Origin of the sequence: Tranquillimonas rosea (genome assembly GCF_900111315.1) — a bacterium.
Lineage (GTDB): Bacteria > Pseudomonadota > Alphaproteobacteria > Rhodobacterales > Rhodobacteraceae > Tranquillimonas > Tranquillimonas rosea.
The window spans coordinates 62,515-86,982 of the sequence record NZ_FOGU01000002.1 but is presented as its reverse complement, the minus strand read 5'-3'; the positions used below and the strand labels follow the sequence as shown (position 1 = coordinate 86,982).

Below are 24,468 nucleotides of genomic sequence, written 5' to 3'. Positions count from 1 at the left end.
CCGGATCAGAGCGCCCCCGACGCGCGCAGTTCCTCGGCCTTTTCGGCGTCATGCCACCAGAAGTCCGTTTCACCCAATGCGTAGGGCGGCAGGGGATCGGGATGCTCGTACATGTCGTAGTAGGCGACCCAGTAGCTGTCATTGTAGTAGACCGGCACGATGAACCGCTCGTGCCGCATGATCCGGTCGATGGCGCGCACGGCGGCCTGCATCTCTTCGACCGAGTCGGACTCGATCACTTCGTCGATCAGCTTGTCGACGGCCTCGTTGCAGAACCCCGCCGGGTTGAAGACGCTGTCGGTGGCGTCCTCGCAGCCATAGCGCTGGCTCAGGCCCAGCCCCTCTTCGAGACCGTTGAGGTAATAGTCATAGATGATGTCGAAATCGCCGTCGCGCGTCCGGTCGGTATACTGCGCGTCGTCCACCCGGTTGTAGCGCGCATCCACGCCCAGCCGCTGGAGATTGTCGATATAGGGCGTGAAGACGCGGCTCAGCGCGGGGTTGTTCGCCAGGAACTCGACCTGAAGCGTCTGGCCGTCCTTGCGCCACATGCCGCCATCGCCGATCTCCCAGCCGGCCTCCTGCATCAGACGCGTCGCCTTGCGCAGGTTGCCCCGGTCAAGCTGCCGGTCGCCGCTTTCGTGCGGGGTGACGGCGGGCGTCGTCAGGATCGACGGCTCGATCAGGTCCGAGACATCCTCGAGATACTCCAGTTCCAGCCCCTCGGGCGGACCGCTGGCGGCCAGGTCGCTGTCCTGCCAGAAAGAACTGCGCTGCTCGAACAGGCCGTATTGCAAGGTCTCGTTCGTCCAGGTGAAGTTGTACATCAGCGCCAGTGCCTCGCGCACCCGCGGGTCCTGGAACTTCTCGCGGCGGGTGTTGAACACGATCCCCGTCGCAGCCGGCAGCGTGCCGTCGCGCAGCTCTTCCTTGACGATGGTGCCGTTCTCGATCGCGGGGAAGTCGTACTGCGTCGCCCAGGTGAGTGAGCTCGTCTCCTGCCGGAAGGTATAGGCGCCGGCCTTGAACCCCTCGAGCGCGGCATTGCTGTCGGCGAAGAACTCGACCCGCATCGTGTCGAAGTTCGCGCGGCCCTGCATGATCGGAAGGTCGGCGCCCCAGTAGTCGGGGTTGCGCTCGACCGTGATGCGACGGTTCACCTCGACCTCGTCGACCACGTAGGGGCCCGAGCCGGGCGACTGCGTCAGCCGGCTCTCATCCAGCCGCGCGCCGGTCTCCTCGAACCAGTCCTTCTGCATGACGATCGCCGCGCCGGCCTGCGAGATCAAGCCCTTGCGCGGGACGTCCGGGTTGAAGTGGAACTTGACCCGATGCTCGTCCAGTACCTCGACCTCCGGGATCAGACGCTTCACCGCGGACGAGAAAGAGGGCAGTCCCTGCTCCAGGAAAAGGCGAAAGGTATAGGCGACGTCCTCGGCGGTGAGCGGGGTGCCGTCCGAGAACGTGGCCTCGGGGCGCAGGTTGAAGATCACCCACTCCTGGCTTTCGGGATACTCGATCGTCTCGCACAGCAGGCAGTAGCTGGCATAGGGATCGTCAGCGGTGCTGGTCATCAGCCGCTCGTAGGGCAGCGAAGCGAAGGAATGGGCGCGGCCGCGGCGGGAATATGGGTTCATGCTGTCGAAGGTGCCGCGCGCCCAGACCGACATCTCGCCGCCCTTCGGCGCGTCCGGATTGACGTAGTCGAGATGATCGAAGTCGGGGCCGTATTTCATGTCCCCGAGGTCGGAGAAGCCGTGCGCGGTGATGATGGTCTCGCCGCCCTCTCCCGTGCCTTCGGACGGCTCTTCCTGGGCCGCCGCGGCGCCGGCCAGACCGCAGACAGCGGTCGAGAGCGCCAAGGCTAAGACGGAATGTCTGGGGAATCGGCATTGCGCCATGACGGAGGCTCCTTCGTCGGGCTGGATCGGAGACGGGACTCCGACATCACGGTAGGCTAATTTCGCGTGCCGCGGATGTTCAAGACGAAACTCCGTGACCGCGTGTGAAACGGGCCGAACAAGAAAAAACCGGCCGCCGGGGCCGGTTTTCCATGCGTTCCCGAACCACCGGCGCTCAGCCGCCGGTCGTCTCGAGATAGGCGATCAGGTTCGCGCGGTCCTCGACGCTGGACAGGCCGGCAAAGCCCATCTGCGTGCCCGGTGCATAGTCGCGCGGGCTTTCGAGGAAGCCGTTGAGGTTCTCCGGCGACCAGACGTCGGCCACCTCGACCAGCGCGCCCGAATAGCTGAAGCCCTCGACTGAGGCGACCTCGCGGCCCACGACGCCGTCCAGGTGAGGGCCGGTGGCGTTCGAGCCATCCAGATTGTGACAGGACCGGCACTTGGTGTAGACTCGCTCGCCGGCATCGGCGCTGGCCTGTTCGAACACCGTCGCGAAGTCCTGCTCGGGCTCGGCCTCTTCCTCGCCGCCGCCGCCTTCCTCGACCGGAATCGAATAGGCTTGCTCTTCCCCGTGATGGCCTCCGCCGACATGATACAGGCCTTCAGCCGCCCATTTGCCAAGAAGAAGGATCAGAAGGGCGCCGCAAAAGCTGCCAACGACCTTCACGCCTGTCATTGTGTCGAACATGTCGCGTTCCGTCCCGTGTGGTGTCGGGCGCCATGTATCCGCTTCCGGCCCCGGCTTTCAAGCGATATGCACCGCGACCAAACGCCCGGCGCCCTCTTTTGTCCCGCGCGCCGTGGCCGGCAAGCGACAGAGAGGTGACATGACCGGACGCATCGCGTTCCAGGGAGAGCCCGGCGCATACTCCCACCAGGCCTGCCGCGAGGCCCGCCCCGACCTCGAGCCCATAGCCTGTAAGACCTTCGAGGACGCGATCGAGACGGTGCGCAGCGGCGCGGCGGACTACGCCATGCTGCCGGTCGAGAATTCGACCTACGGCCGGGTCGCCGACATCCACTCGCTGCTGCCCTCCTCGGGGCTGCACATCGTGGGCGAAGCCTTCGTGCGCGTGCACATCAACCTCCTCGCCGTGCCGGGAACCGCGCTGGAAGAGGTGAAGACGGCGATGAGCCACACCGTCCTGCTGGGCCAGTGCCGCGAGTTCCTGCGCGAGCACGGAATCGGGCCCGTGACCGGCGCCGACACCGCCGGATCGGCGGTCGCGGTGGCCGAGGCGGGCGATCCCAGCCAGGCCGCGCTGGCCTCGGAATTGGCCGGAGAGATCAACGGCCTCACCGTGCTGGCCCGCCACATCGAGGATCACGACCGCAACACGACCCGCTTCCTCATCATGGCGCCGACGGCCGACTTCAGCCGCCGGGGCGACGACGGGATGATCACCTCGTTCGTGTTCCGCGTGCGCAACATCCCTGCCGCGCTCTACAAGGCGATGGGCGGCTTCGCGACCAATGGCGTCAACATGACCAAGCTGGAAAGCTACATGGTCGACGGCTCGTTCACCGCGACGCAGTTCTATGCCGATGTCGAGGGACACCCCGACGACGAGAACCTGCAGCTGGCGCTGGCGGAGCTGGACTATTTCACCTCCGAAGTGACGATCCTGGGCGTCTACCCCGCCGACCCGCGCCGGCACTGAGCCGGGCTCAGACCGCCCGCGCGGCGTGGCGGTCGGCCAGCTTCGCACCATACTCCGCCACCCGCGTCTCGAACCGGCGCGACAGGTTGCCCTTCGCCAGCTTCAGCGACTGCACCAGCAGCCGCGCCGACAGGGTCTGCGGGCGCAGGTCGATCGACATCATCAGGCGCGACCGCCTGCGGGACAGCGCGATCACCTCGACGCGGTAGGTGACCTCAAGCCCGCCGGTCGTCCCCTCGATCGTGTAGAAGGTGCCGGGATCGAACTGGGCCACCTGCGCCTCGGCCTCGCGCTGCCGCCCGCGATAGGTGAATTCGCCCGTCCAGGCGACGCCCTGCCCGCGGGCGCCGAACCCGTCGGTCCGCCGCAACTTGACGCCGCGCCGCAGGGCCTGCCGCTCGAAATACTCGAAATCCGAGACCGAAGCGAAGACGAAGTCGTGCGGCGCCTGGACGTCGGTGCGGGTTGAGAACTTCATCTCCGCCGATCCTCCTGATCACGCTCTGGTCGGGTCAATCCAGCCGGTCCGCAAGCCAGTTGGACAACAGGAACTGGGCGATCGCCCCTTCCCGCGCGGCGGCGATGTCGTCCCGGCGTCCGGCAAAGACATCCATAAGCTCTTCGCGGGTCACCCAGCGGGCCGACTCGATCTCGACCGGATCGACCTCGATATCCGTGCTGACGGCGGTGCCGCGGCATCCCAGCATCAGCGACGCCGGAAAGGGCCAGGGCTGCGAGGCGAGATATTCGACCTCTCCGACGCGCACGCCGGTCTCTTCGAACACTTCGCGGCGTACCGCAGCCTCGACCGTCTCGCCCGGCTCCACGAACCCGGCGAGGAGCGAATACATCCGCTCAGGCCAGTGGGGCGAGCGGCCGAGCAGAACGCTGTTGCCTCGCGTGATCAACATGATGACCACCGGGTCGGTGCGCGGGAAATGCCGGCGCGTGCACGACGGACACTCGCGCTGCCAGCCCGCCTGGATCGGGCGGCTGGGGGCGCCGCAACGGGCGCAGTAGCCGTGGGTGTGGTGCCATGTCAGGATGCCCCGCGCGGTCGCGGCCAGCTCGGCCTCGCGCGGGGTGAGGTCGGTCATACGATTGCGCAGCTCGGCGAAGGCATGATCGTCGGGCAGGCCCGGGTGCGTCTGCTCCGAGGGGTCGTGGAAGGCGCCCAGCGTATCGGGCCGCTCTGACGGCTCCCACGCCGAGAGGTCGGCCGCGAACCGGGGCGCGCCGTCGTCGAACCCGAGAAAGACCGACGGCGTCCCTCGCTGCGCGACCGGGTTGTCCGCCGGCAGCCAGGCCAGCCCCGCGCCCCGGAACAGCGGCTTGCCCTTCCACAACAGCAGGACGCCGGCCGCCGGGTCGGCGGCGAGCCGGGCGATGGCGTCGGCATCGGCGCGCAGATGGGCGGCACGGTCCAGTCCGGAACCGCCGAATGTCACCGTTTCGGCAAGCCGCATCGCCCGTTCCTCCGTTTCCCGTCACGCCTTAGCTGCCACGGGCCGGGGAAAAGGACAATGCGCCGGCGCGGCCTGTCGCGGCGTCCCCTGCCCTCACGAAAGCATTGAGAGGCGGTCCCGTTTTCGGATTAACCTGAACCCGCGCAACTCAGGAGTTACCAATGCCCACCGCAACACCACCGCAGATGTCGCGCCGCCGGTTCATGACGACCTCCGCCCTGGGCGGCACGATGATCATGCTGCACCCGTTCTCGGCGCGCGCGGCGGCGGGGCAGGCCCACTTGCGGCTGATGGAGACGACCGATCTGCACGTGCACGTCTATCCCTACGACTACTACGCCGACAAACCCGTCGACACCGTGGGGCTGGCACGGACCGCCGCGCACATCGCCGACATCCGGGCCGAGGCGACGAACTCGATGCTGCTGGACAACGGCGACTTCCTGCAGGGTAACCCGATGGGCGACTACATCGCCTACGAGCGCGGGATGAAGGAGGGCGACATGCACCCCGTCATCACCGCGATGAACACCGTGGGCATCGACGCCTCGACCCTCGGCAACCACGAGTTCAACTACGGGCTCGACTTCCTGATGAAGTCGCTTGACGGCGCGGATTTCCCCGTCGTCTCGGCTAACGTTGTCAAGGAGCAGGGTGGCACCCCGACCGCCGACACCACGCTGATCCGGCCCTACATCATCCTCGACCGCGAGGTGACCGACGGCGCCGGCGAGACGCACCCCATCCGCGTCGGCATCATCGGCTTCGTGCCGCCGCAGATCATGAACTGGGACCGGCAGCACCTTGAAGGCAACGTCACCGCACGCGACATCGTCGACACCGCCCGCGCCTACGTGCCGCAGATGCGCGAGGAAGGCGCAGACATCATCGTGGCGCTCAGTCATTCGGGCATCGGCGCGCCGACCCAGGAAGAGATGATGGAGAACGCCTCGACCGCGCTCGGCCAGATCGACGGCTTCGACGCCATCATGACCGGCCACAGCCATCTCGTGTTCCCCTCGCCCAGCTACGAGGATTTCGCGGGCGTCGACCTTCAGAACGCCACGCTGCACGACACGCCGGCGGTCATGGCCGGGTTCTGGGGCTCACATCTTGGCGTCATCGACCTGATGCTGGAACGGGAGGGCAACGGCTGGCGGGTGCTGAACCACGCGGTCGAGACGCGCCCCATCGTCGAGCGCGGCGACGACGAGGTGACGCCGACCGTCGAAAGCCGCGAGCCGGTACTGGCAGCGGTCGCCGAGGCCCACCAGCAGACGCTGGACTACGTGCGCCGCGCCGTGGGCAAGACCGCCGCGCCGCTGCACTCGTATTTCGCGCTGGTGGCCGACGACCCTTCGGTCCAGATCGTGAGCAACGCGCAACGCTGGTACATCGAGCAAATGCTGGAGGGCACCGAGCACGCCGACCTGCCCGTCCTGTCCGCCGCGGCGCCGTTCAAGGCCGGGGGCCGCGGCGGGCCCGACTATTATACCGACGTGCCGAAGGGCGATGTGGCGATCAAGAACGTCGCCGACCTCTACCTCTACCCGAACACCGTCCGGGCGGTGCGGGTGACGGGCCAGCAGGTGAAGGACTGGCTCGAGCGCTCGGCGGGCATGTTCCAACAGATCGATCCCGGCGCGACGGACGCCACGCTGCTGAACCCCGATTTCCCAAGCTACAATTTCGACGTCATCGACGGGGTGACCTACCAGATCGACCTGAGCGAACCGTCGAAGTACGATTCCGAGGGCAACGTCGCCAACCCCGACGCCAACCGCATCGTGAACCTGCAATACGAGGGCGCCCCTGTCGCGCCGGAGGACGAGTTCGTCATCGCCACCAACAACTACCGTGCGGGCGGCGGCGGCAACTTCCCCGGCGCGGGCGGCGACACGACGATCTTCGAAGCGCCCGACACCAACCGCGACGTAATCGTCCGCTACATCGTGGATCAGGGCACGATCCAGCCGTCGGCGGACGGCAACTGGCGCTTTGCCCCGATGGAGGACACGAGCGTTATCTTCACCACAGGCCCCAGCGCGGCAAAATATGTCGACGATGTCGAGGGCGTCGACATCGAGGACACCGGAGAGGTCACGGCCGAGGGCTTCAAGCGTATGCGCATCACGCTCTGACCGCACAAGTTGCAGACGATACGCATCGGGCGGCCCCGCGGGCCGCCCATTTTTCGTGCGGCACTGGCGCACACTCAAGGCGATGGACCGCAAGGCGCACAAAAAGTAGACGCCCGACGTCGTGCCGATCAATAATTGGTCACTAGAATCAATAATCGGCCACGGTCGACGGCCGCGCCACGGAACGGGCAGACAAGCCGCCGCCGGCTCGGCAGTCTCCCGTGCGACAACGACATATCAGGGGGATGAAAACGTGTTTCACCGCACCATTCTAGCCGCGGCAATCGCTATTGCCGGCACCGGCGCCGCCTTTGCCCAGACCGAGATGCCGTTCGCACTCGACTGGAAGTTCGAGGGACCGGCGGCACCGTATTTCACCGCGATCGACAAGGGCTTCTTCGAGGAAGAGGGCCTGTCGGTCGAGATTTCCGCCGGACAGGGCAGCCTCGACGCGATTCCGAAGGTGGCCACCGGCGCCTTTCCGGTGGGCTTTGCCGACATCAACAGCCTGGTGAAGTTCCTCGACCAGAACCCCGGCGCCCCCGTCACCGCCGTTATGATGGTCTACGACAAGCCGCCCTTCGCGATCGTCGGCCGCGTCAGCCAGGGCGTCGAGGCACCGAAGGACCTTGAGGGCAAGGTGCTGGGCGCCCCGCCGCCGGACGGCGCCTGGGCCCAGTTCCCCGCCTTCGCGCAGGCCAACGACCTGGACATGGACGCGATCACGGTCGAACCGGTCGGCTTCCCCACACGCGAGCCGATGCTGGCCGAGGGCGAGGTCGACGCGGTGACCGGCTTCTCGTTCTCGTCGTTCCTGAACCTCGTGCGCCTCGGCGTGCCCGAGGACGACATCTCGACCATCCTGATGGCCGATCACGGCCTGGCGCTCTACGGCAACGCGATCATCGTCAACACCGACTTCGCCGAAGAGAACCCCGAGGTCGTCACCGGCTTCCTGCGCGCCGTGGCCCGCGGCTGGGCGGACGCCATCTCGGACCCCGAGTCGGCCATCGCATCGCTGAAGGAACGCAACCCAGCCGCAGACGCCGACCTGGAGCAGCGCCGCCTGCAACTGGCGATCGAGGCCAACGTGCTGACCGACTACGTGCAGGAGAACGGGATGGGCGGCATCGACGAAGAGCGCTTCTCGACCGCCATCGACCAGATCGGGCAGAACTACGAGTTCCAGAACGATCCTCAGCCCGACGCCTATTTCACCGGCGAGTATCTGCCGGATGACGGCAGCCTGATGCTGAACTGATCGGACCCTCCAGCGCGGGCGGGCGGTCTCTCCGCGCCGGCCCGCGCCCATCGAAGGCCCCCATGTCCCATCTCATCGACATCCGCGGCGTCACGCACGCCTACCGCACCGAAAGCGGCCCCCTGCCCGTCCTGGACGGCCTGTCGATCGCGGTGCCCGAAGGCGGGTTCACGGCGGTCGTGGGCCCCTCTGGATGCGGCAAGTCGACTCTGACGCGCCTGATCGCCGGCCTGATGATCCCCGACGAGGGAGAGGTGCGCCTGCACGGCGAGCGCGTGACATCGCCCCGCTCGACCGTCGGAATGGCGTTCCAGAACCCCGTGCTGCTGGAATGGCGCACCATCCTCGACAACGTGATCCTGCCGCTCGAAATCGTGCCGACCAAGCTCAAGCGTCGCGAAAAGGAAGAGCGGGCCCGCCGCCTGCTATCTCTCGTCGGCCTCGACGGGTTCGAGGACAAGCGGCCCTCGGAGCTGTCGGGCGGGATGCGGCAGCGCGCGTCGCTGTGCCGCGCGCTGGTGCACAAGCCCGAGGTGCTGATCCTCGACGAGCCCTTCGGCGCGCTCGACGCCTTCACCCGCGAGGACCTTTGGCAGACGATGCACCAGCTCCGCGCTGAAGAGACGTTCACCAGCGTGCTCATCACCCATGACCTGCGCGAGTCGATCTTCCTCGCCGACGAGGTCGTGGTGCTGTCGGGCCGCCCCGCCACCGCGCAGTACAAGCTGCCGGTCCCCGACACCGGGCTGCGCACGCTCGACGAGCTCTACACCGCCGAGGCGGCCGAGCGGCTGAACATCCTGCGGCACCAGATCGAGATCGCGCAGGGCCGCGCCGAGCCCACCGACACCGCGTCGCAGCCGGCCCCGCCGCCGGGTTCGGCGGCGCAGGCACTGACCTGAGGACCGCGTCATGGCCGATATCCCATCTCCCGTCACGCGTCCGCGGCAGGCCCTCGGCCTGGGCGCCGGCCGCGTGAAGGACACCCTGCTGAGTCGGTCGGTCGTGGCGCCGATCGCGGCCGTCATCGTGTTCCTGATCCTGTGGGAACTTCTGGTGTGGGCGAATGGCTGGCCCGACTACGTCATGGCCTCGCCCTCGGACCTGCCGCCCGCGTATGCCAGCTACTGGGATCTGTTCCTGGTGATGGGATGGCAGACGCTGTGGCGCACCGTGGTGGGGCTTGCCGTGGCCGTGGTGTTTGGCGTCGCGGTCGGGATGATCATGGGCTTTTCCCGCACGATGCGCGACGCGCTCTATCCGCTGCTCGTCGGATTCAACGCGGTGCCGAAGGCGACCGTGGTGCCGATCGTCGCGCTGCTGTTCGTGGGCGCGCACGACTTCAACACGGTCCTGATCGCTTTCATGATCTCGTTCTTCCCGATCGCGGTCTCGGTCTCGATCGGCCTTTCGACGCTCGAGCCGGAATACCGCGACATCCTGCGGTCGCTGGGCGCGAGCCAGGCGACGATCTTCTGGAAGATCGCCCTGCCCAAGACCCTGCCCGAGTTCTTCGGCGCGCTGAAGGTCGCCGTGACGCTCGCCTTCATCGGCACCAACCTGATGGAGATCGTCAGCCCGCACGGCCGCGGGCTGGGTGCGCTGTTCGATTCGGGCAAGACGAACTCGGATTACCCGCTGATGTTCGCCGTGCTGATCGCGCTCGCCTTCCTCGGGATCGTTCTCTACTACATCGTCGTCGCGCTGGAGAAGACCTTCGCAGGCTGGGCCGAACGGTCGCCGACCTAGGACATCCGCTCGATCCACGCCGCGAACGAGTCGACCCATCCGGACAGGAACTCGCGGGCGCTCTCGTCCGTGAGGACGCCGTCGGAATCATGCATGTCGTCGCGGTGATTGAAGAACACCGACGGCTGGGCCATCACGGCGCAGCCCACGATGGTCAGTAGCTGCGTCGCCGACAGCACGGCGGACATCGCCCCCAGTTGGCCCGGCGTCGCGCCGATCGCGGCGGCGGGCTTGCCGGTCCAGACGTTCGCGCCCATCGGCTTCGATCCCCAGTCGATCGCGTTCTTGATCACCGGCGGAAAGTAGCGGTTGTATTCGGGCGTCACGAGCAGGATGGCATCGGCGCCGCCGACCTGCTCCTTGAACGCGGTCACCGCCTCGGGCGTGTCGTCCCACAGGTCGTGGTCGTACATCGGAAGATCGCCGAGCGGCACCTGGCGGAGCGTCAGGCGGTCCCCCGCGATCCGGGCGACATTGTCGGCAAGCTGGCGGTTGACCGATCCGGACCGGAGCGATCCGACGAGAACGGCGACATCAGGCATGGAATCTCCTTCGCGATACGCTGGAACGACCCGCGAGATACGCCGATGTGCCGCAGGGGCAACCTGCCGCGGTGCACGGCGGCTGTGCGCACGCCTGCGGCACGGGGTTGCGAATCCGGGACGCGCGGCCTAGATACCCCCTTGAGAGGTTGGTGCGGGCAAGCGCCTCGCCAACCCGGTCAGGTCCGGAAGGAAGCAGCCGTAACGAGCCCCGCTTGGGTCGTTTTCCAACCTCTCACCTTTTCCCCCGCATCGCCCGTTGGAACCGCCCCGCGCGGTGGACCTCGACGCGCCTCCGGCATAGGCTGCGGACCGATCCCGACTCCTTCAGGTGCGCATGTCCGATACCCACGCCTACCAGGTTCTCGCCCGCAAGTACCGGCCCGAGACGTTCGCCGATCTCGTCGGGCAGGACGCGATGGTCCGCACCCTGAAGAACGCCTTCGAATCCGACAGGATCGCGCAGGCCTTCATCATGACGGGCATCCGCGGCACCGGTAAGACCACTACGGCGCGGATCATCGCCAAGGGCATGAACTGCGTCGGCGCCGACGGAGAGGGCGGCCCGACAACCACCCCCTGCGGCCGGTGCGAACATTGCACCGCCATCTCCGAGGGGCGGCACGTCGACGTCTACGAGATGGACGCGGCCTCGAACACGTCGGTCAACGACATCCGCGAGATCATCGACAGCGTACACTACCGGGCGGCCTCGGCACGCTACAAGATCTACATCATCGACGAGGTCCACATGCTCTCGACCAGCGCGTTCAACGCGCTGCTCAAGACGCTGGAGGAACCGCCCGAGCACGTAAAGTTCATCTTCGCCACGACCGAGATCAGGAAGGTTCCGGTCACCGTGCTGTCCCGCTGCCAGCGGTTCGACCTGCGCCGGATCGAGCCCGAGGTGATGCTGACGCTGCTGCGCCGGATCGCCGACTCCGAGACCGCGCAGATCGCGGACGACGCGCTGGCGCTGATCACGCGGGCGGCCGAGGGGTCGGCCCGGGATGCGACCTCGCTTCTGGACCAGGCGATCAGCCACGGCGCGGGCGAGACGACGGCGGAACAGGTCCGCGCCATGTTGGGCCTCGCCGACCGCGGCCGGGTGATGGACCTGTTCGACATGATCATGGGGGGCGACCCCGCCGGCGCGCTCGGCGAGTTGTCGGCGCAATATGCCGACGGCGCCGACCCGATGGCGGTGCTGCGCGACCTGGCCGAGATCACCCACTGGGTCAGCCTTGTGAAGATCACGCCCGAGACGGCCGAGGATCCCACCATTGGCCCCGACGAGCGCAGCCGCGGGCTGGCCATGGCCGAGAAGCTGCCGATGCGAGTGCTGACGCGGATGTGGCAGATGCTGCTGAAGGCGCTGGAAGAGGTCGCCGCCGCGCCGAACGGGATGATGGCGGCCGAGATGGCGATCATCCGCCTCACCCATGTCGCCGACCTTCCCAGCCCCGAGGAACTGGTCCGCAAGGCGCAGGAAGCTCCGGCCCCCACGCCCCCCGGCGGCGGAGGCGGCGCGACACCCGCGCCCCAGAACGGCGGGGGCGGTAGCGCGCGGGGCGGCACAGCCCGCGCCTCCTACGGCTCGGGCGGAGCGGCGCAGGCCACGGCCATCGCCGATGACCCCGAGCACGCGCTGGCCCGCTATGCCAGCTTCGACAGCGTGATCGAGCTGATCCGCAACAACCGCGACGTGAAGCTGCTGGTCGAGATCGAGACCTGCCTGCGCCTCGCCGCCTACACGCCCGGCCGGATCGAGTTCCAGCCGACGGACGACGCCCCCCGCGATCTGGCCGCGCGGCTGTCCGACCGCCTGCAGAACTGGACCGGCGCCCGCTGGGCCGTTTCGGTCGTCTCGGAGGGCGGCGGCGCGACCATCGCCGAAGAGCGGGATGCCGAGAAGCTGGAACTCGAAGGCCGCGCCAAGGCGCACCCGCTGGTGCAGGCCGCCTTCGCCGCCTTTCCCGACGCCAAGATCGTCGAGATCCGCACGCCCGAGGCCATCGCCGCCGAAGCCGAGGCCGAGGCCCTGCCCGAGGTGCCCGACGAATGGGACCCGTTCGAGGAGGACTGATCTCAGCCCGCCGGCAGCCGCTTCTTGATCGCGCCCTCGATGAAATCGGCCCCCGCATAGCCCGCCGCGATCAGCCCGAGGATCTCTTCGCGGTTCACCTTGCCGGCGGCACTTACCGTCACCACGGCGGCCAGCGCACCGGCGGCCGCGCCGATGACGAGACTGAGCATCAGCCGCGCCGGGCTGAGCTTGCGCTCGGCCTCCTGCATGTCGGCGGAGTCGCTCCAGAGCTTCTTCAGGCCGATCACCATGCGCGCGACCTGCCCCGTGAGGCCGCAACCGCCCCCCAGCGCCAGTAGAACCAGCCATTCCTGCGCCGTCATCTCCATCACCGTCCCTCCCGCGTCGGACCCGGTCACGCACCCGGTCCCGCCGGCGGACACAAGATCGGCGCCACGGCGTGATCGCATTGGTCATGAAAGGTCTTTAGGTTTAATCTGAAGGCGAATTACGCAGGACAACCATATCGCAGAGGTAGATTCGGCCGAAGGAAAAACGCCGAATTCTTGCACCGGGCGGGGTGGCCACGTATCTGCGTTCAAAGGGCGAAAAGCAGGAGCATCGGATGTTCAAGGGTATGGGCGGCTTCGGCGACATGTCGAAGATGATGAAGGCCGCGCAGGAGATGCAGGGCAAGATGACCGAGCTGCAGGAGCAGCTCGACCAGATGACCGTCACCGGCGAATCCGGCGCGGGGCTGGTCAAGGCAACCGCGACCGCCAAGGGCGAGCTGACCGGGCTGGACATCGACCCGTCGATCTTCAACGGCGACGACAAGGAAGTCGTCGAGGATCTCATCCTGGCCGCGATCAAGGACGCGCAGACTCGCGCCCAGGAGAAGCACCAGGAAGAGATGTCGAAACTGACAGAGGGCCTGGGCCTGCCGCCGGGCATGAAGCTGCCGTTCTAAGAAGGTGGCCGACAGCGACATCGAATCCCTGATCGAGCTGATGGCGCGTCTCCCCGGCCTGGGTCCCAGGTCGGCCCGGCGCGCCGTTCTGCATCTGATCAAGAAGCGCGGGCAGTTGCTGACGCCGCTTGCCGATGCGATGGCCAAGGTCGGCGCGACCGCCCGCGAATGCGTCAATTGCGGCAATATCGGCACCGAAGAGATCTGCGCGATCTGTACCGACGACCGCCGCGCCACGGGTGAGCTCTGCGTGGTCGAGGACGTGGCGGACCTGTGGGCGATGGAGCGCTCGAAGATCTTCAAGGGCCGGTATCACGTGCTCGGCGGCACGCTCTCGGCGCTGGACCAGGTCGGGCCCGAGGATCTCCGCATCCCCCAGATCGCCGAACGGATCGACCGCGAGGGCATCAGCGAGATCATCCTGGCCCTGGGCGCCACCATCGACGGCCAGACGACGGCCCATGTCATCGCCGACGAGGTCGACGGTCGCGACGTGCGGCTCACCACGCTGGCCCAGGGTGTGCCGGTGGGGGGCGAGCTGGACTATCTCGACGACGGCACGATCACGGCCGCGCTGAACGCCCGGAAAAGCTTCTGATCGGGGCGGGCCGCGGTGGCCCGTCCCCGGCGCGCTTCAGTGGGCGTCGGCCCAGTTCTGCCCCTGCCCGGCCTCGACGATCAGCGGCACCGACAGGTGGACGGCGGGGAGCGAGGCGCCCTCCATCACCTCGCGCGCCCGCTCGATCAGCGCGTCGGCGGCGTCGGCCCGGACCTCGAACAGCAATTCGTCGTGGACCTGCAGCAGCATCTTCGCCGGCATGCCCTCGATGGCGTCGGGCATCCGGATCATCGCGCGGCGGATGACGTCGGCCGCCGTGCCCTGGATCGGCGCGTTGATCGCGGCGCGGCGGGCGAACCCCGCGCCCGGCCCCTTGGCGTTGATCTCGGGCGTGTGGATCTTGCGCCCGAACAGCGTCTGCACGAAGCCCTCGACCTTCGCGAACTTCACCGTGGCGTCCATGTAATCCTTGATGCCGGGAAACCGCTCGAAGTAGCGGTCGATGAAGCCCTGCGCCTCGCCGCGGGGAATCCGCAGGTTGCGCGCCAGCCCGAAGCCCGAGATGCCGTAGATCACGCCGAAATTGATCGCCTTGGCCTGACGCCGCACCTCGGGCGTCATCTCGTCGAGCGGCACGCCGAACATCTCGGAGGCCGTGGCGGCGTGAATGTCCAGCCCGTCGCGGAACGCCTCCTTGAGCGCGTCGATCCCGGCCACATGCGCGAGGATGCGCAGTTCGATCTGGCTGTAGTCGAGCGAGACCAGGACGTTCCCCTCCTCGGGAACGAAGGCGCCGCGGATCCGCCGCCCCTCTTCCGTGCGGACGGGAATGTTCTGAAGGTTCGGATCGGTCGAGGCCAGCCGCCCGGTGTTCGCCCCCGCGATCGAGTACGAGGTGTGGACGCGCCCCGTTTCGGGGTGGATGTGCTCCTGCAGGCTGTCGGTGTAGGTCGATTTCAGCTTGGACAGCTGACGCCAGTCCAGCACCCGCGCGGGCAGGTCGTGGGTCGTCGCCAGGTCCTCCAGCACGTCGGCCGGGGTCGACCATGCACCGGTCTTGCCCTTCTTGCCGCCCTCAAAGCCCATCCGGTCGAACAGGATCTCACCCAACTGCTTGGGCGAGCCGACATTGAAGCTTTCGCCCGCCAGTTCGTGAATCTCGGCCTCGAGCGCCGCCATCTTCTGCGCAAAGGCCGAGGACATGCGGCTCAGCGTGTCGCGGTCGACCTTGACGCCGTTGCGCTCCATCGCGGCTAGCACGGGCACGAGGGGGCGTTCCAGCGTCTCGTAGACGGTGGTGACACGGGCGCGGTGCAGGCCGGGGCGGAAGGTCTGCCACAGGCGCAGGGTGATGTCGGCATCCTCGGCTGCGTATTTGGCCGCCTTGTCCACCGGCACCCTGTCGAAGGTGATCTGGCTCTTGCCGCTACCGATCAGTTCCTTGATGGGCATCGGCTTGTGACCGAGGTAGCGCTCGGCCAGCGTGTCCATGCCATGCCCGTGCAGCCCGCCATGCATCGCATAGGACATCAGCATCGTGTCCTCGATCGGCGCGATGTCGATGCCGACCGAGGCGAAGATCTTGGCGTCGTACTTCATGTTCTGGCCGATCTTGAGAATGCTGTCGTCCTCGAACACCTCGCGCAGCATCGACAGGGCAAGGTCGCGGTCCATCTGCCCCCCGGCCAGCGAGTCGCCGTCGAACAGGCCGCCGGCATTCTCGTCGCGGTGCATCAGCGGGACATAACAGGCCTGCCCGGCCTCGACCGACAGCGAGATGCCCACCAGCAGCGCTCGCATTTCGTTCAGATCGGTCGTCTCGGTATCGACGGCCACGTAGCCGCGGTCGCGGATGCGGTCGATCCAGACCTGCAACGCCTCGGCGTCGCGCACCACCTCGTAGGCCTCGAGATCGAAGGGCTTGGACTCCGGCATCTCGGGCTCGTCCGGCGCGGCGGGCGTGTCGGACGTCTCAACGATCGTCGGCGCCTCGACGCCCAGCGTTTCGGACACCCGGCGGACGATGGTGCGGAACTCCATCTTCGTCAGGAATTCCAGCAGGGCCTCTGGGTCGGGGTCCTTCACCTCGAGCGTGTCGAGTCCGTAGTCGAGTGGCATGTGATCGTCCAGCTGCACGAGCTGCTTGGACAGCCGGATCTGCTCGGCATGCTCGATCAGGGTCTGCCGCCGCTTGGGCTGCTTGATCTCCTCCGCGCGCTCCAGAAGCTCGTCGAGCGAGCCGTACTCGTTGATCAGCATCGCCGCGGTCTTGATCCCGATGCCCGGCGCCCCCGGCACGTTGTCGACCGAGTCGCCGGCCAGCGCCTGCACGTCCACGACCCGGTCCGGCCCGACACCGAACTTCTGCTCGACGCCCTCGGAATCGATGCGCAGGTTCTTCATCGCGTCCAGCATCTCGACGCCGCCGCCGACCAGCTGCATCAGGTCCTTGTCGGACGAGATGATCGTCACCCGCCCGCCGGCCTCGCGGGCCTGGCGCGCCAGCGTGGCGATGATGTCGTCGGCCTCGAATCCCTCCTGCTCGAGACAGGCGAGGTTGAAGGCCCGCGTCGCCTCCCGCGTCAGCGGGATCTGCGGGCGCAGATCCTCTGGCATCTCCTCGCGGTTGGCCTTGTAGAGATCGTACAGATCGTTGCGGAACGTGTGGCTGCCCTTGTCGAACACCACCGCCGCATGGGTGGGCGCATCGGGGCCCTTGTTGTCCTCGATCATCTTCCAGACCATGTTCACGAAGCCCGACACCGCCCCCACGGGCAGCCCGTCTGACTTCCGCGTCAGCGGCGGCAGCGCGTGATACGCCCGGAAGATGAAGGCCGATCCGTCGACCAGATGCAGGTGATGGCCCTTGCCGAATGCCATGTCTCGAAGCCTTCCCGCGCCGTTTCGATCCGCTGCCGGTCTAGCGCAGCACGGCCCCGTTGACGAGCGGATTGGACCGCTCAGCAATACCGCGCGGCGACGTCGGCCCGAAAGCGCGGAAAGAGCGGCCGCTCGACCTCGCGCTCGACGAAGCGGAACGGGTCGAAGGGCCGCCCCTCGCGCATGTCCTCGCGGTCGGCCAGCAGGATCGGCCCGTCGGGCACCCGGTCGAGCCGCCGGTCCTGGCAGATCACCTGCCGCCGGGCCGAGGCCGCGGCCATCTCGTCCTCGCCCCGCAGGTCGACGATATGGCCGGCCTTCCGCCCGACGCCGCGCACCTCGAAGGTCAGCGGGCGGTCGAAGTCGAACGACCGGCTCGGCCCGTCGGGACCGAAACCTTCGCCCGTCCAGTGCGGGCCGGCCTCGAAGTGCAGCACGTAAGTCCCCGGCGGCACCAGCACCCGGAAGAACGCGCCGCCCTCGAAATGCGCGGCCAGCGCCGGCTCTTCGGTGTCGGCATCGCGCAGCGTCACCCGCCAGTGCAGGCCCGGATCGCTCTGCACCTGCAGCGGAAAGGTCGCCGGCAGACCGCTGCGGTTCCACAACAACTCGGCCGTCGCCGGGCCGCCCGCGGCGAACATAAGGAGGGCCAGCAGAACCGCCTTCATCCCGCCCCCGCCGCAAGCGCCGCCCCGCGCGCATCGCGCCCCGGCGGAGTGCCATAGAGGCGGCGGTATTCCCGGCTGAACTGCGAGACGCTCTCGTAACCCACAGCGAAGGCCACCCGTGCCACGTCCCCCGCCCCGGTCCCGAGCAGGCGCCGTGCCTCCTGCAGGCGCAGCTGCTTCTGGAACTGGATCGGCGTCATCGCGGTCACGGCCTTGAAATGCCGGTGGAAGGTCGCGGCGCTGGTCCCGGCCTCGGCCGCCAGCGCGTCGATCCGGAGCGGCCGGTCGAACTCGGCCCGGATACGCGCGACCGCGGCGCCGATTCCCGCCATGCGCCCCTCGCCGGGACCGATCTGCGCCAGCGCCGCGCCCAGGGGACCGTTCAGGACATGCCAGGCGATCTCGCGGCGGATGAGCGGCGCCAGAACCGGCGCATCCCCCGGGCGGTCCGCCAGCGCCAGCAACCGGCCGATCGCGTCCGCCACGTCGGCCCCCAGGGCGGCGACGCCGAAACCGGGGCGCGGCGCGGCAAAGCTCCGGCGCCGGTCCGGCGGCAGGGCGCCGATCAGCTCGGCCACCGTAACCCGGTCCAGCGCCAGGCTCATCGCGACATACGGAGCGTCGGGCCGCGCCTCGACGATGTCCGCCCGCACCGGCACATCCACCGCCGCGATCAGGCACTCTCCCGCCCCGTAGCGCAGGACCCGGCTCCCCGCCCGGCTGACCTTGGCGCCCTGCAGCACGACGCACAGCGAAGGGTCCAGCACCGTGTGGATCGGCCCCGTGGGCACCGAATGGCAGGTCAGGCGCACCCCGCCCGGCGGCGGATGCGCGCCGTGGCGGGACCAGACGTTCAGCGTCGCGGGGACAAGGTCGGCAAGTGCGGTCATGGGGCGACGATACACGCCCCCGGCCCGCACGCCACACCGCTCGCGCCGATTTGAGAGGATCGGGCAGGACTCCGACAGGATCGGCGTGGCTGCCATCCGCGTTCCGGCCCCAGATCATCCGGGGACGGCGGCCCCGCCGTCCGGACATTTCCCAGGGGAGAAAACCCATGCGCTACAGGCAACTCGGCCCCAGCGGCCTCTTCGTCTCCGAACTCTGCCTCGGCACCATGACCTTCGGCGGGTCCGACGACATGTGGGGCAAGATCGGCCAGCTCGACCAGGACGCGGCCGACGGGCTGGTCCGGACCGCGTTCGACGCAGGCATCAACTTCATCGACACCGCCAACGTGTATGCCGGCGGCGCGTCCGAGAGGATTACCGGGCAGGCGCTGAAGAACCTCGGCATCCCCCGCGACGAGGTCGTGGTGGCCACCAAGGTGCTCGGCCCCATGGGCGAGGGCGTGAACGCCCGCGGCGCCTCGCGCTATCACATCATGGACCAGTGCCGGCAGAGCCTCGAGCGGCTGCAGCTGGACCATATCGACCTCTACCAGATCCACGGATTCGACCCGGCCACGCCCATCGTGGAAACACTGGAGGCGCTGAGCACGCTCGTTTCGCACAACCACGTCCGCTATATCGGCCTGTCGAACTGGGCCGCGTGGCAGGTCGTCAAGGCGATCGGCATCGCCGAGGCTCGCAAGCTCGCCCCGATCCTTTCGCTGCAGGCCTATTACACCCTGGTCGGCCGGGACCTGGAACGCGAGATCGTGCCGATGCTGAAATCCGAGGGGCTGGGCCTGATGGTCTGGAGCCCGCTCGCCGGCGGCTTCCTGTCGGGCAAGTACGGCCGTGACGACGAACAGGCCGGCAACGGCCGCCGCACCGGGTTCGACTTCCCGCCCGTCGACCGCGAGCGTGGCGACGCGGCCATCGACGTGATGCGGGACATCGCCGCCGACCACGACGCCAGCGTCGCGCAGATCGCGCTGGCCTGGCTTTTGCACCAGGACGTCGTCACCAGCGTCATCGTCGGCGCCAGGCGGGTCGACCAGCTGACCGACAACATCGCCGCGGCGGGCGTGGCCCTGTCCGGGGACGAGCTCGACCGCCTGAACGCGGTGACCGAGCTGCCGGCGGAATATCCCGGCTGGATGCTCGAGCGTCAGGGCGGCTACCGCGCCTGAGACACCGGCGCGGGCGCTCCGGCGCCCGCGTCAGCCCGCCTTGTCCTCGTGCCCCTTGAGGACGAACCGTTTGTCGCAATAGCCGCACTCGACCCAGCCCAGGGCGGGGTCGATCTCCAGCCAGACGCGCGGATGGCCCAGGCTGGGCTCGCTGCCGTCGCAGGACACGCGGGTCTTGCTGACCACCTCGGTTTCGGGCTGGTCGTAGACGGAGGTCGGCGGCAGGTCGCCGTCGAGGTCGGTCGGCTTCTCGGAGGGCATCGAATATCCTTCGGCTTGTCGCTGCGGCCCCGTGGGCCTAAGTCGCGGTGGCATGATAATGATCCCCGCGGCCCCGGCAAGGGGCCGGCAGGAACGGAGAACGGCGCAGATGACGAACAACGCGATCGAGATCGAGGGCCTGCGAAAGACCTATGCCGGTTCCAACGGCGAGCCCGACAAGGAGGCGCTCAAGGGGATCGACCTGACGATCCCCCAGGGATCGATCTTCGGCCTGCTCGGCCCCAACGGCGCGGGCAAGTCGACGCTGATCAACATTCTTGCCGGACTGGTGGTCAAGACGGACGGCGCCGTGCGGATCTGGGGCTTCGACCAGGACGTGAACCCGCGTCAGTCGCGCGCCTCGATTGGTGTCATGCCCCAGGAACTGAACATGGACCCGTTCTTTACCCCGCGCGGCGCGCTCGACGTGCAGGCCGGGCTCTACGGCGTGCCCAGGGCACAGCGCCGCACGATGGACATCCTGCGCATGGTCGGCCTCGACGACAAGGCCGACGCCTATGCCCGCTCGCTCTCGGGCGGCATGCGCCGCCGGCTGCTGCTGGGCAAGGCGCTGGTCCACAACCCGCACATCCTCGTCCTCGACGAGCCCACCGCCGGCGTCGACATCGAGCTGCGGCAGATGCTCTGGCAGAACGTGCGCCGCCTGAACGACCAGGGCATGACCATCATCCTGACGACCCACTACCTCGAAGAGGCGCAGGAGATGTGCGACGAGATCGCGATCATCAACCACGGCGAGGTGGTGATCCGCGACGAGACCCAGAACCTGATCCGCCGGATCGACGCCAAGACCCTGGTGATCCAGCCCGACGGCCCCGCCCCCTCGGACATCGCCCTGCCCGAGGGCGTCGAGCTCGAGCGGCGCCGCGACGGCAGCCTCGCCTTCACCTATTCCCGCGCGCGCCACGCGCCGGGCGACCTGCTCGAAGCCGTGCGCGACGCCGGGATCCGCATCCGCGACGTCTTCACCGAAGAGGCCAATCTCGAGGACGTCTTCCTCGATCTCACCCGCGCGCCGCGCCCCGCCGCCTGACGCGGGCGGGCGCCCCCTTCTTCTGCCCCAAATATCCCCGCCGGAGGCTCCAACGGCCCGATACCCGCTCGATCCGGCCGGGATCGGCGCGGCGGGCCCCGTCGCCGGCGCCAGCCGGGGACGGGGGACATCGCGTGGCGCGCACGCGCCGCCGCGTCAGGCCGGTTCGAGCATCCGGCCCAGGGGCCGGCCGCCGAGGATGTGCAGGTGATAATGCGGCACCTCCTGGATGCCGTGCTGCCCCGCGTTCGAGATCGTGCGGTAGCCCTGCCCGCCCTCGCTCGGCTGCACGCCCAGCTCGGCGCAGATTCGCCCCGAGACGCGGATGAAGTCGACGATCTCGGCGTCGCTGGCTTCCAGCGCGAAATGGTCGTGGCTGACATACTTCCCCTTCGGGATCACCAGCACATGCTCGGGCGCCTGCGGGCGGATGTCGCGGAAGGCGAGCGTGTGCTCGGTCTCCGTCACCGTGTCGTTCGGAATCTCGCCGCGCAGGATCTTGGCGAAGATGTTGTCGTCGTCATAGTCGTAGGCCATCGGCGGACAGGTCTCCTCAATCGACAAACAGGTTTTCCGTGGCGGCGATCTCGCGCCCGGTCTCGTGCGGCACCGACAGGAACCCGCTCAGCGCCGCGGCGTTCCGCGCGGGATCCGCGCCCTCGCGCATCACGTGGACATGCTCGAACCCCGCGTCGCGGATCGTGTCGGCCTCGTGATGGACATCCGCGCGGATCGTCGGAAGCAGCGTGTCCACCGTCTCCTGCGGGGTCTGCGCGCCCGCCAGACCGACTCGGCGGGCATGGCCCAGCAGGTAGGCGTCGGAAAAGGCGCACTCGACCTGCAGGATCCGCGTGACCGAGCGGTCGGTGTGAAAGTCCCGCAGGAGGTCCACGTTGCCGGTGTCGAGGCAGATGACCATGCGGTCGGTGCCGTGATACTCGAACAGCATCCGCATCAGCGCGCGGCGGTGGCGCGAGCGCTTTTCCATCGAGGTCTGGATCCCGCCCAGGTCGGGCAGCTCGGCGCTGTCCTCGTCGAACAGGTATTCCATCGCCAGCAGGCCCGTCTCGTCCCGGATGCGCGCGACGAGCCGCTTGGCCACGTGCCATTTCTTGCAGACCACGATCATCAGTTCCCGGTCGCGGCCCAGGGTCGACTCCGTCTCCCAGAAGCGGGGCGCGAAGCGACGGCCGACACGCCCCCGGCCGGTGATGAAATCGTAGAGCCGCCGTCCCTCGTTCGAGATGCGGAACTCCGCGCCCCGGCTGGCATAGAGGTCGCCCAGCCGTCGCTTGAGGTTCGTCGCCTCGGGGCTGATCTTGCGCGCGAAAAGGTAATCCTGGCTCAGCAGCAGGTCGTAATGGTCGTCGTAGAACGACACCGGCATCCCGTAATCGGAAAAGATCAGGAAGGTGAGCGTGCGCGACCGGATCTCGGTGCCGGGCACGAGATGGCGCACGAGGGTCTGGAAGAACGTCTCGTCGGGAATCCACGTCGTGCGGAAGAAGCGCAGAACGTCCGGCCGGGCCCGGCAGAACGCCAGCACGGCCTCGAGCGTGCGGCGGCGCAGGCACCACCACTGGCTGCCGACCATGACGCGCAGGTCGGCCGGGACGGCGCGGGTCAGGCCCAGCCGGCGCTGCATCTCGAACGAGGCATAGAACAGCCCCTTCTGGGTGCGCTCGTTGAACAGGTGACGATAGATCAGCCGCTCTTCCTTGAAGCCGGTCTTGATCCAGTCGCTCTCGAAATAGTCGAAGCTCTCGATGTGATCGGCATCGTCGGCATCGAGGCACGCATGGGCGTATTCCGCCGACTTGATCGCCATGCAGTCGCCCGAAAGCATGTAGAAATGCGTCGCCCGCGGGAACGCGTCGAGCGCGGCCTCGACCGCCTGCAGCGTCGCGGCGACGAGACTCCACTCGCCCCAGCCGCAGCGCAGGCGCCGGCGCGCGAAGGTCACGTTCGGGTTGTCGGCAAGCGCGGCGCGGATGCGGGCAAAGTCCGCCTTCGGCGCGCGGGCGTCGAAATGGATCGCCATGCAGTCGCCCACAGCCGTCAGCCGCCGCGCCTGCGCGATGATCGCCTCGGGGTCCTTGTGGCAGAGCAGTATGAAGGCGATCTTTGCCATTGCGGGAACGATCCGGGCGACGGGCGGTGACTGGGACGTGTCCCAGCCGGCCACGGCACCGGGGGACGATGAAATGATTGGCTTTCCAGCAGTTTGCGCTTAGGGCAGTGTGATCCGGCCGCGCGAGGGAGGCAAGCCGACGATGGGTTTTCCCGGCACATGGATGACCGAAAGCGAGACGCTGGTCTACCGCGTCGTGCCCAAATGCGCCTGCTCGACCATCGGCCAGATCATGTACTACGGCGATCACGGCCGGTTCTACGACGGCGACATCCACGACGCGACCGAGGGCCTGCACAAATGGGCGTTCGAGCGCTCGCAGCCCCGCATCGCCGCGGTCGCGACAGGCCGGCGGGCGCCGGCCTTCACTTGCGTGCGCAATCCCTATACCCGGATCCTGTCGTCGTTCTTCGACAAGATCTGCGGCATCCAGCGCAACGGGCGCCGCTACCGCGGCAACCTCGTGCCGCTGCTGATCCAGAAATACGGGATCGAGGTCGGCGGCCCCGACGGCAGGGAGGAATTCGACCAGATCCGCTCGTTCCGGCGCTTCCTGCTGTTCGTCCGCGACACGATCCGCTGGCGCAAGCCGATGGACCCCGACATCCACTGGTCGGCCATGTCGGGCCACGTCTCGACCTTCATCGCCAACGGCGGCCGCTACGACGGGATCGTCTGGACCGAGGCGTTCGACGAGGGCATGCAGGGCGTCCTGGACGCCGCCGACCTGCCCCATGACGTCGACCTCTCGGCGATCCCGCGGTTCAACGAGAGCGAGGGGCACGGACCCAAGCGGGCCCACCCGGTCGAGGCGTATTTCGACGACCTGTCGATGCACCTGATGTTCGAGGTCTTTCACCGCGACTTCCAGCTGTTCCGCTACGACTTCGAGAACCCCGCGAACAAGATGCCGACGGGCGAGATCGACCTCGACGAGGTGCACGCCAAGCTGGGCGACTGACACCGCGGCCCGGTTCGGTCGAAGACTCCAGATGAACCGATAAGTGCAGTGCCCCCTCTCGCCAGGAATGGTCGCGGTCGGACCGGGCCGTTCCAGGATCGTCCAGGGAGCAGGGAATGCTGCCCGGTCAATAATCGCAGCGTCCCAGCCCTTTTGA

At 67.9% G+C, this 24,468-nt stretch carries 23 protein-coding genes and 1 other RNA gene; 12 read left to right on the top strand and 12 right to left on the bottom strand.

Going from position 1 to position 24,468, the window contains the following annotated elements; genetic code table 11:
- Positions 1-5: 5 nt before the first annotated feature.
- The gene (locus BMZ25_RS03460) at positions 6-1,901 is read right to left on the bottom strand and encodes an extracellular solute-binding protein (protein ID WP_092688502.1); all 1,896 of its coding nucleotides are present in this window, start codon (positions 1,899-1,901) and stop codon (positions 6-8) included.
- Between the two features lie 175 nt (positions 1,902-2,076).
- Positions 2,077-2,592 carry a c-type cytochrome gene (locus BMZ25_RS03455; RefSeq protein ID WP_092688499.1) on the bottom strand — a complete coding sequence of 172 codons (516 nt, stop codon included), beginning with the start codon at positions 2,590-2,592 and terminating at the stop codon, positions 2,077-2,079.
- Positions 2,593-2,731: 139 nt separating this feature from the next.
- Here BMZ25_RS03455 and BMZ25_RS03450 point away from each other — a divergent pair, with 139 nt between their 5' ends.
- Positions 2,732-3,565 carry a prephenate dehydratase gene (locus BMZ25_RS03450; RefSeq protein ID WP_092688496.1) on the top strand — a complete coding sequence of 278 codons (834 nt, stop codon included), beginning with the start codon at positions 2,732-2,734 and terminating at the stop codon, positions 3,563-3,565.
- A 7-nt stretch (positions 3,566-3,572) separates the two neighbouring features.
- Here the strand turns inward: BMZ25_RS03450 and BMZ25_RS03445 are convergent, their stop codons facing one another.
- Positions 3,573-4,043, bottom strand: a complete 471-nt coding sequence (locus BMZ25_RS03445) for an SRPBCC family protein (protein WP_092688493.1) — start codon at positions 4,041-4,043, stop codon at positions 3,573-3,575.
- Positions 4,044-4,077: 34 nt separating this feature from the next.
- The gene (gene nudC / locus BMZ25_RS03440; protein ID WP_092688490.1) at positions 4,078-5,031 is read right to left on the bottom strand and encodes an NAD(+) diphosphatase; all 954 of its coding nucleotides are present in this window, start codon (positions 5,029-5,031) and stop codon (positions 4,078-4,080) included.
- Between the two features lie 161 nt (positions 5,032-5,192).
- Here nudC and BMZ25_RS03435 point away from each other — a divergent pair, with 161 nt between their 5' ends.
- From BMZ25_RS03435 to BMZ25_RS03420, 4 genes are all read left to right on the top strand, one after another.
- Complete coding sequence (locus BMZ25_RS03435; RefSeq protein ID WP_092688487.1) at positions 5,193-7,172, top strand: bifunctional 2',3'-cyclic-nucleotide 2'-phosphodiesterase/3'-nucleotidase; 1,980 nt, start codon at positions 5,193-5,195, stop codon at positions 7,170-7,172.
- A gap of 253 nt (positions 7,173-7,425) precedes the next feature.
- Positions 7,426-8,433 (top strand): ABC transporter substrate-binding protein, encoded by a 1,008-nt coding sequence (locus BMZ25_RS03430; protein ID WP_235859765.1) that lies wholly within the window; start codon positions 7,426-7,428, stop codon positions 8,431-8,433.
- Positions 8,434-8,495: 62 nt separating this feature from the next.
- A complete protein-coding gene (locus BMZ25_RS03425; RefSeq protein ID WP_092688484.1) occupies positions 8,496-9,335 on the top strand; it encodes an ABC transporter ATP-binding protein in 840 nt (279 codons plus the stop codon).
- A 10-nt stretch (positions 9,336-9,345) separates the two neighbouring features.
- Complete coding sequence (locus BMZ25_RS03420; protein WP_092688481.1) at positions 9,346-10,182, top strand: ABC transporter permease; 837 nt, start codon at positions 9,346-9,348, stop codon at positions 10,180-10,182.
- Here the strand turns inward: BMZ25_RS03420 and BMZ25_RS03415 are convergent.
- Positions 10,179-10,724, bottom strand: a complete 546-nt coding sequence (locus BMZ25_RS03415) for an NADPH-dependent FMN reductase (RefSeq protein WP_092688478.1) — start codon at positions 10,722-10,724, stop codon at positions 10,179-10,181. The two genes, BMZ25_RS03420 and BMZ25_RS03415, sit on opposite strands and share 4 nt — an antisense overlap.
- Positions 10,725-10,867: 143 nt before the next feature.
- On the opposite strand from BMZ25_RS03415, the gene ffs reads away from it, so the two are divergent.
- Positions 10,868-10,964, top strand: an RNA gene (ffs, locus tag BMZ25_RS03410) — signal recognition particle sRNA small type.
- Between the two features lie 97 nt (positions 10,965-11,061).
- A complete protein-coding gene (locus BMZ25_RS03405; RefSeq protein ID WP_092688475.1) occupies positions 11,062-12,810 on the top strand; it encodes a DNA polymerase III subunit gamma/tau in 1,749 nt (582 codons plus the stop codon).
- A 2-nt stretch (positions 12,811-12,812) separates the two neighbouring features.
- Here the strand turns inward: BMZ25_RS03405 and BMZ25_RS03400 are convergent, their stop codons facing one another.
- Complete coding sequence (locus tag BMZ25_RS03400) at positions 12,813-13,169, bottom strand: hypothetical protein (protein WP_143071490.1); 357 nt, start codon at positions 13,167-13,169, stop codon at positions 12,813-12,815.
- 206 nt (positions 13,170-13,375) lie between these two features.
- On the opposite strand from BMZ25_RS03400, the gene BMZ25_RS03395 reads away from it, so the two are divergent.
- Together BMZ25_RS03395 and recR are read left to right on the top strand one after the other, a co-directional pair.
- Positions 13,376-13,720 (top strand): YbaB/EbfC family nucleoid-associated protein, encoded by a 345-nt coding sequence (locus tag BMZ25_RS03395; RefSeq protein ID WP_092688469.1) that lies wholly within the window; start codon positions 13,376-13,378, stop codon positions 13,718-13,720.
- Between the two features lie 4 nt (positions 13,721-13,724).
- The gene (recR, locus tag BMZ25_RS03390) at positions 13,725-14,318 is read left to right on the top strand and encodes a recombination mediator RecR (protein WP_092688466.1); all 594 of its coding nucleotides are present in this window, start codon (positions 13,725-13,727) and stop codon (positions 14,316-14,318) included.
- Positions 14,319-14,354: 36 nt separating this feature from the next.
- Here recR and polA read toward each other — a convergent pair whose 3' ends face one another.
- From polA to BMZ25_RS03375, 3 genes are all read right to left on the bottom strand, one after another.
- A complete protein-coding gene (polA, locus tag BMZ25_RS03385; RefSeq protein WP_092688463.1) occupies positions 14,355-17,159 on the bottom strand; it encodes a DNA polymerase I in 2,805 nt (934 codons plus the stop codon).
- Positions 17,160-17,239: 80 nt separating this feature from the next.
- Complete coding sequence (locus BMZ25_RS03380) at positions 17,240-17,827, bottom strand: hypothetical protein (RefSeq protein WP_092688460.1); 588 nt, start codon at positions 17,825-17,827, stop codon at positions 17,240-17,242.
- Positions 17,824-18,717, bottom strand: coding sequence for an AraC family transcriptional regulator (locus BMZ25_RS03375; RefSeq protein ID WP_092689444.1), 894 nt, complete (start codon positions 18,715-18,717; stop codon positions 17,824-17,826). Before BMZ25_RS03375 ends, BMZ25_RS03380 begins: the two co-directional genes overlap by 4 nt.
- A 167-nt stretch (positions 18,718-18,884) precedes the next feature.
- Between BMZ25_RS03375 and BMZ25_RS03370 the strand changes: the two genes are divergently transcribed.
- Positions 18,885-19,904 (top strand): aldo/keto reductase, encoded by a 1,020-nt coding sequence (locus BMZ25_RS03370; RefSeq protein WP_092688457.1) that lies wholly within the window; start codon positions 18,885-18,887, stop codon positions 19,902-19,904.
- Between the two features lie 30 nt (positions 19,905-19,934).
- Here the strand turns inward: BMZ25_RS03370 and BMZ25_RS03365 are convergent, their stop codons facing one another.
- Positions 19,935-20,165, bottom strand: coding sequence for a zinc-finger domain-containing protein (locus tag BMZ25_RS03365; protein ID WP_092688454.1), 231 nt, complete (start codon positions 20,163-20,165; stop codon positions 19,935-19,937).
- Positions 20,166-20,274: 109 nt separating this feature from the next.
- On the opposite strand from BMZ25_RS03365, the gene BMZ25_RS03360 reads away from it, so the two are divergent.
- Positions 20,275-21,219, top strand: a complete 945-nt coding sequence (locus BMZ25_RS03360) for an ABC transporter ATP-binding protein (RefSeq protein ID WP_092688451.1) — start codon at positions 20,275-20,277, stop codon at positions 21,217-21,219.
- A gap of 156 nt (positions 21,220-21,375) precedes the next feature.
- On the opposite strand, the gene BMZ25_RS03355 is transcribed toward BMZ25_RS03360, so the two are convergent.
- Positions 21,376-21,756, bottom strand: a complete 381-nt coding sequence (locus BMZ25_RS03355; RefSeq protein WP_092688448.1) for an HIT domain-containing protein — start codon at positions 21,754-21,756, stop codon at positions 21,376-21,378.
- A 16-nt stretch (positions 21,757-21,772) separates the two neighbouring features.
- Positions 21,773-23,350 (bottom strand): DUF5928 domain-containing protein, encoded by a 1,578-nt coding sequence (locus tag BMZ25_RS03350; protein WP_092688445.1) that lies wholly within the window; start codon positions 23,348-23,350, stop codon positions 21,773-21,775.
- 142 nt (positions 23,351-23,492) lie between these two features.
- Here BMZ25_RS03350 and BMZ25_RS03345 point away from each other — a divergent pair, with 142 nt between their 5' ends.
- Positions 23,493-24,311 (top strand): sulfotransferase family protein, encoded by an 819-nt coding sequence (locus BMZ25_RS03345; protein ID WP_092689441.1) that lies wholly within the window; start codon positions 23,493-23,495, stop codon positions 24,309-24,311.
- Positions 24,312-24,468 lie beyond the last annotated feature (157 nt).